3 protein-coding genes and 2 pseudogenes are annotated in these 6,449 nt (G+C 73.2%); all 5 read right to left on the bottom strand.

Annotated features, from left to right (window positions below):
* Positions 1-1,967 (bottom strand): annotated as a pseudogene (locus U9R90_RS32530) (hypothetical protein); the annotation flags it as partial.
* Positions 1,964-2,860 carry an FAD binding domain-containing protein gene (locus U9R90_RS32525; protein WP_411060647.1) on the bottom strand — a complete coding sequence of 299 codons (897 nt, stop codon included), beginning with the start codon at positions 2,858-2,860 and terminating at the stop codon, positions 1,964-1,966. The gene U9R90_RS32525 and the pseudogene U9R90_RS32530, both read right to left, overlap by 4 nt.
* A gap of 278 nt (positions 2,861-3,138) precedes the next feature.
* Entirely contained in the window at positions 3,139-4,788 is a 1,650-nt protein-coding gene (locus U9R90_RS32520) for a beta-N-acetylhexosaminidase (protein WP_411060645.1), read from the bottom strand.
* A gap of 173 nt (positions 4,789-4,961) precedes the next feature.
* Positions 4,962-5,264: a DUF3039 domain-containing protein gene (locus U9R90_RS32515; RefSeq protein WP_411060643.1), complete on the bottom strand. Its 303-nt coding sequence runs from the start codon at positions 5,262-5,264 to the stop codon at positions 4,962-4,964.
* Positions 5,265-5,292: 28 nt separating this feature from the next.
* A pseudogene (locus U9R90_RS32510) lies at positions 5,293-6,419 on the bottom strand (RNA-guided endonuclease InsQ/TnpB family protein).
* Positions 6,420-6,449 lie beyond the last annotated feature (30 nt).

Here is a 6,449-nt window from a genome sequence, read left to right as displayed (position 1 = left end):
TCGGGGGTCGGGTCTTGGCCAAGGGCCGCGTCTTGGTTGGGGGTCGGGTCTTGGTGCGAAGCTGCGCCCGCGTGCGGGGTGGCGCCCTTGGGCGGGGCGGCGCCTTGGGCGGGGCTCGCGCCCTGGTCCCGATCTGCGTCTGGGTGCGGGACAGCGCCCGCGTGCGAGGCAACGCCCTGGCCCGGACCCGCGTCTTGGTGCAGGGCCGCAGCCGTGTGCGGGACGGCGCCCTGGTCCTGATCTGCGTCTTGGTGCAGGGCCGGGCCCGCGTGCGGGGCCGCGCCTTGGTCGGGGCCCTCGCCCGTGTGCAGGGCAGCGCCCGCGTGCGGGGCCGCGCCCTGGTCCGGACCCGCGTCCTGGTGCAGGACCGCAGCCGTGTGTGGGCCAGCGCCCGCATGCGGGCCAGCGCCCTGGTCCGGATCTGCGTCTTGGTGCAGGGCAGCGCCCGCGTGCGGGGCCGCGCCCTGGGCAGGGCCCTCGCCCGTGTGCAGGGCCGCGCCCTGGGCGGGGCCCGCGTCTGGGTGCAGGGCGACGCCCGCGTGCGGGCCAGCGGCTTGGGCGGGGCCCGCACCCTGGTCCGGACCCCCGTCTCGGAGCGGGGCAACGCTCGCGTGCGGGGCCACGCCCTGGGCAGAGCCCTCGCCCGCGTGCGGGGCAACGCCTTGGGCGGGGCCCGCGTCCTGGTGCAGGGCCACGCCCGCGTGCGGACCAGCGCCCTGGCCCAGACCCGCGTCTTGGTGCAGGGCCGCGCCCGCGTGCGGGGGCACGTTCTCGTGCCTGCCCGTGCCCTGGCCTTGGCCCATGCCCGAGCCCTGGCTCAGCGCCACTCCTTGCTGGGCCACAGCCTGCTCCGGGCCGACGCCCTCGCGCGAGCCAGCGCCCTGGTGCGGGCCAGCGCCCGCGTGCGGGCCAGCGCCCTGGTGCGGGTCCGCGCCCGCGTGCGGGGCAGCGCCTTGCGCAGGGCCCACGCCCTGGCCCAGACCCACGTCTTGGTGCCGGGCTGCGCCCGGGTGCGGGCCCACGCCCTCGCCAGGACCCGCGTCTCGGTGCGGGCCCACGCCCTCGCCGGGACCCTCGCCCTGGTGCGGGCCCGCGCCCGTGCGTGAGGGCGCGGCCTCGCTCGTACCCGCGCCTTGGCTCGTGTCCGTACCCACGTGTGGGTGCGCGACGTGCTCTGGGAGCGCGCCCGAGCCCACTCCCTCGTCCACACTTCCGGTCGCGTGCGGACTCGCGCCCGCGAGCGGGGCCGCGGCCCAGTCCGCGACTGCGCCCGCGGCTGAGACCTGGTCCGGGGCCGCACCCACGTGCGAGTCCCCGTGCGGGAGCAAGCCCACGCCGTGCGGGTCGGCACCCTCGTGCTGGACCGGAGCCCCGTCCGGGCCCGCACCCGCGTACGGGTACTGGCCAGGGGCCTGGGCCCAGGGGGCCGCCGCGCCGCCGGGGAGCGTGCTGGGCGCGTTGCCGGACCACTGGTCGACCAGGGATGACCTGGTGAACTCGCCTGATTCGTCCGGGAGGTCGCCCTGGGCGAGCGGGATCGACCACTGGCCGGTCACGCTCGACGGAGCCGGAGCCGGAGCAGCCGGCGCTTCCGTGAAGGTCCACTGGCCCGTGGCACCCGGCACCTCAGGCGCCGGCGGCTGCGCCGCGTTCGGCTCCGGCCAGCGCACGGCCGGCTCGCCGATGACCGGCTCCGACGCGGCGGCGGGGGCCGCGTTCAGGCCCGGGATCACGAACGTACCCGTCGCCGCGGGATCCGTCCCCGCACCCGGCGCGACCGAGATCTGCGGCGGTACAAAGCTCCCCGGCGCGGCCAGCGGCGTGTCCGCGAGCCCCTCCGGGAGCGTGACGAACGCCGTCGCGTCCGAGTCGTAGTCGCTCGGCGAGGTGGGCTGCCAGCCGCCCTCCGCGCCAGGGGAACCGTCGCCGGCGGTCCCGTCGGCGCCGATTCCGTTGGTGTCGCTCACGACAGCGCCCTCCCCAAGGCTCGTCGGGCCAGCACGGCGACCGTGCGCCGCAGATGCAGTACGGCGGGCGGCAGCTCGTGCGGCGTACCGTCCGGCGCCTGGTCGGGAATGCAGGCGGCCGCGACGTACTCACCGAAGGCGGTCAGCGCCTCCGGCGCCAGCGCCCGCTCCGCGTCCCAGTCGATCAGCGAGGCGACCCAGCCCTCGGCGTCGAGCGGCCGCAGCGGCATCGGCGCGACGGCGCCCACCGCACACCGCACCCCACGCCGCGCGGGGTCGAGCACCACGCACACCGACGCGGTCGAATGGCCGGGCCCCGTTCTGCCGGTCGCCTTCAGGAAGACCTGCGGCGCGTGCAGCAGCGGCACCCGTACGTACCCGATGAGCTCGCCCGCACGCAACATCTCCATGCCGGCCAGCAGATGGGAGACCGGCAGCTCACGCCGCGCGCCACCAGGCCCCGCGATGATCAGCGTCGCCTCCAGCGCGGCGAGCACCGGCAGCGAGTCCCCGGCCGGGTCGGCGGTGGCGATGTTGCCGCCCAGCGTCCCGGCGTTACGAATGGTGGGCGGGCCGGCGGCCCGCGCGGCGGCGGCCAGCGCGGGGATCAGCGCCGCGAAGTCCGGTCGCCCCATCCGGGCGTGGGTCAGCGTGGTGCCGAGCAGGGCGTGCCCGTCCTGGTACTGCCAGCCGCGGATCTCGCTGATCCGGCCGAGGCCGACCAGCGCGGCGGGGCGCAGCTGCCCGGAGTTGACCGCGGCCATCAGGTCCGTACCGCCCGCGACGGGCACGGCGGCGGGCATGGCGGACAGCGCCGCGACGGCCTCGTCCAGCGAGACCGGCAGCGTCACGGACGGCGTCGTCTGGGCTGACTGCGGTGCGTGCGTGGTCAAAGCGGCTGCCCCTTCCCGATGACCGGCCCGCCTGGGCTGTTCCGCCGTACGGTACGTGCTCAAGCGCCGGACGTGGCAACTCTGGCACATCTTCCCGGCCCGCCGACGCGGGGGTCCACTAGGAGCCATTCCTCCACCGACCAGGTGGATCGCCCGTTTTGGCGGGCGCTCACCGGTCGGTGCGTATTGGCACTCATAGGCGACCCTTGTACCGGTTCTTCCTTGCTGCCCCACAGTCCCAGGGCCGCACCCCCGGGAGCCGTGGCTTTTCTGACACCTCACACGTTCGGGGGCGCCCCATCGATCGGGCGTCCGAGCACCCCGGGGCGCCGCTGCCAGGGCGACGGGCCCCCGGGCGGCCGGTATCCGACCCCCAGTGCCTCAAGTGTCCCGTAGTGCACTGACATTCGGCGCTCGAAGTCCGTGAAGTCCCGCTCCCCGGCGGCCGGGAGCGCGCTCCAGGCGACCTCGGCGAAGGCCGCGAGGCGTGGGAAGGCCTGGTAGTCCACGCGGGCCCGGTTCTCCATGACCTCGGTCCACACGTTGGCCTGGACGCCCAGGACATGGCGGGCTTGATCGGCCGTCAACTGCGGCGGGACAGGCTCGAAGCGGTAGACGTCCTCCAGGGTGCGTACGTAGCCGATGGGCACCGGTTCGTCCGGGCCGGCGTGCTGACGGTGGTCCAAGTACACCTGCTGCTCGGGGCACATGACGACGTCGTGGCCCGCCTGGGCCGCGGTGACGCCGCCCGCGTAGCCGCGCCAGGAAGAGACGGCGGCGCCGGGCGCCAGGCCGCCTTCCAGGATCTCGTCCCAGCCGATGAGGCGGCGGCCGCGCGCGGCGAGCCAGCTGTCGAAGTGCCGGATGAACCAGCTCTGCAGCGCGTCCTCGTCGGCGAGGCCGAGTTCCTTGATGCGGGCCTGGGCGATGGGCGAGCGCCGCCACTGGTCCTTGAGGCACTCGTCCCCGCCCACGTGCACGAAGGTGCCGGGGAACAGGTCAAGTACCTCTTCGAAGACGCCCTCATAGAAGCGGAGGACGGTGTCAGTGGGGGCGAGTACGTTTTCGGTGATGCCCCAGTCGTCCCAGACCGAAAGCGCGGAGGTGTCGATGACGTCGGTGTTGCCGAGTTCCGGATATGCGGCGATCGCGGCCTGCGAGTGGCCGGGGATATCGATCTCCGGGACGACCGTGATGTGCAACCGCGCGGCGTAGGCGACGATTTCGCGGATGTCGTCCTGTGTGTAGTAGCCGCCGTGCGGTTTCTCCTCCCACAGCGGTGAGGCCCGGTGCCCGTATTTGGTGCGGGTGCGCCAGGAGCCGGTCTCAGTGAGCTGGGGATAGCGCTTGATCTCGATGCGCCAGCCCTGGTCGTCCGTGAGATGGAAGTGGAAGACGTTCAGCTTGTGGGCGGCCAGCAGGTCGAGATAGCGCAGCACGTCGTCCTTGGGCAGGAAGTGCCGTGCCACGTCCAGCATCAGTCCGCGCCAGCCGAACCGCGGGCTGTCCTCGATGAGGGTGCCGGGCACGGTCCACCGGCGGTCCGCGGTGACCGGCGCGCGCCGGAAGGCTTCGGGGCCGAGCAGTTGACGGAGCGTCTGGGCGCCCCAGAACACCCCGGCCGGTCCCCCGCCGCGCAGGGTGACGGCGTCGGTGTCCACCTGAAGCCGGTAGCCCTCGGGGCCGAGTTCGTCGGTGACACCGGTGTCGATACGCAGCCGGACGGCACGGCTGCCGTCACCCGTGCCGGGGTCCAGCGGCAGGCCGGTGGCGGCGCCGAGCGTGCCGCGCAGCCAGCGCGCGGTGTCCGCGGTGCCGGGACCGGCGTCCACGGCGGTCGCCTCGTCGAGTACGAAGTACCCGGGGCCGCTGCGCCGGGTGCGCGGCGCCGGAATCAGATCCGCGGGAGTCGGAACCGCGGGAGTCATGCCCGTGGGAGTCAAGCCCGTAGGAGTCATGCGGTCGAGACTGCCACGCGGGCGTCACGGGGGTGCGCGGAAGGGGCGGCTCCGGGGTGCACGGGCACACCGGAACCGCCGCCTCACACAGCCGAACTCAGCGATCTGGCGCGCTCAGCGATCGGGCGGAAGGCGCGGGTGCGCTACTTCTTGCCGCCACCCTTGCCGCTCTTGTCCTTGTCCTTGTCGCCGCCCCCGGCGCCCATGGACTCGTAGATCTCCTTGCACATGGGGCACACCGGGTACTTCTTCGGGTCACGGCCCGGCACCCAGACCTTGCCGCAGAGCGCGACGACGGGGGTGCCGTCGAGCGCGCTCGCCATGATCTTTTCCTTCTGGACATAGTGGGCGTAGCGCTCGTGGTCACCGTCGCCGTGCGACAGCTCCGGTGTCGGCTCTACGAGGGTCCCCGTACCTGCCCCGCGCTCAGGCTCAAGAGTGCTCATGGATTCCAGGGTAATCAATCGCCTGGCACTAGCGCGCCGGGCTTGCACGACGGGCATCACTGGCGGTGATGCGGCGTTTGCGTCCAGTCCCACCCAGCCGGTCATGCGGAGGCGGGTCAGGGGCCATTGACTGGGCCCCGCGTCGCCACGACACCCACGCTCGCGCGCGGATGTTGCGGGAGCTGTTCCGGTCCGCGTGATCAACGAATCCGCACGACCGGCACGCGAAGAGGGCCTGCGAGACCCGGTTCGCCTTGTCGACGTGCCCGCACTCGGCGCGGGTACGCGAGGTGTACGCCGGATCGACGTACACCACCGGCACCCCCGCACGGCGGGCCTTGTACGCGACAAACGCCCCCAACTGGGCAAAGCTCCAGCTGGAGTGGGTGGCCCGCTGGGGCTTACGAAGCCGTACCCGCCCGCCGGTGCCCGTCAGGTCCTCCAGGGCGATCCCGCGACCGGTGCGTGCTGCCTCGGCCACCACATGTTTCGCGATCTTGTGGTTGATGCCCTTGGCCCGCCGGGCCTGATTTCGCCGTCGGACGTCGTGGCGATGTTCACGACGCCCAGGTCGATGCCGAGAAAGTCCACCGGGTCGGCGTTCGGCGCGGCCTCGGGCACCTCGCAGGTGGCACTCAGGAACCACATGCCGTCCCGCCACAGCAGGTCGGATTCTCCCTTGCGGTACAGCGCCAGAGTGGCCAGCTGTTCCGGCGAGGCGGCGAACGCCACGCCCTTCACCCGGCCCGCTACCGTCCAGATGGACACCCGCCGCTGGTCGGTCTGCCAGGACACCATCCGATCGTCATACGGCTGCGCCCCCTCCGGCCGGAAGGCGATCGGCTTCTCCGTCGCCCGCCGGTACCGTTTCGAGCCCGACCTGCCCAGATTTCCCGCCTTCAGGTTCGCCCGCAGCGTGGCATACGCGTCGCACGTCTTCTTGATCACATGCTGCGCGGCCTGCGCACCCAGCCTCCACCGGGCCTTGATCTCGGCGTAGGCGTGCTCGCGCAGGGCGAAGTTCCTCTTCACATCCTTTTCGAAGGCGACCTCGCTGGCCCAGTTAGCCGCCTCGTTGCAGGCGCGCAGCGTCGCCTCAAGTGCCGCCGCCTGCACGGGCGTCGGCAGCAGCTTCACCTGCACCACCAGCTTCACACCCGCGAGGCTAACGTCCGCCTCCGACAC

This window comes from Streptomyces sp. E11-3, assembly GCF_046540415.1.
Classification (GTDB): domain Bacteria; phylum Actinomycetota; class Actinomycetes; order Streptomycetales; family Streptomycetaceae; genus Streptomyces.
The sequence above is the reverse complement of the archived record's forward strand: the minus strand, read 5'-3'. Positions and strand labels throughout refer to the sequence as shown.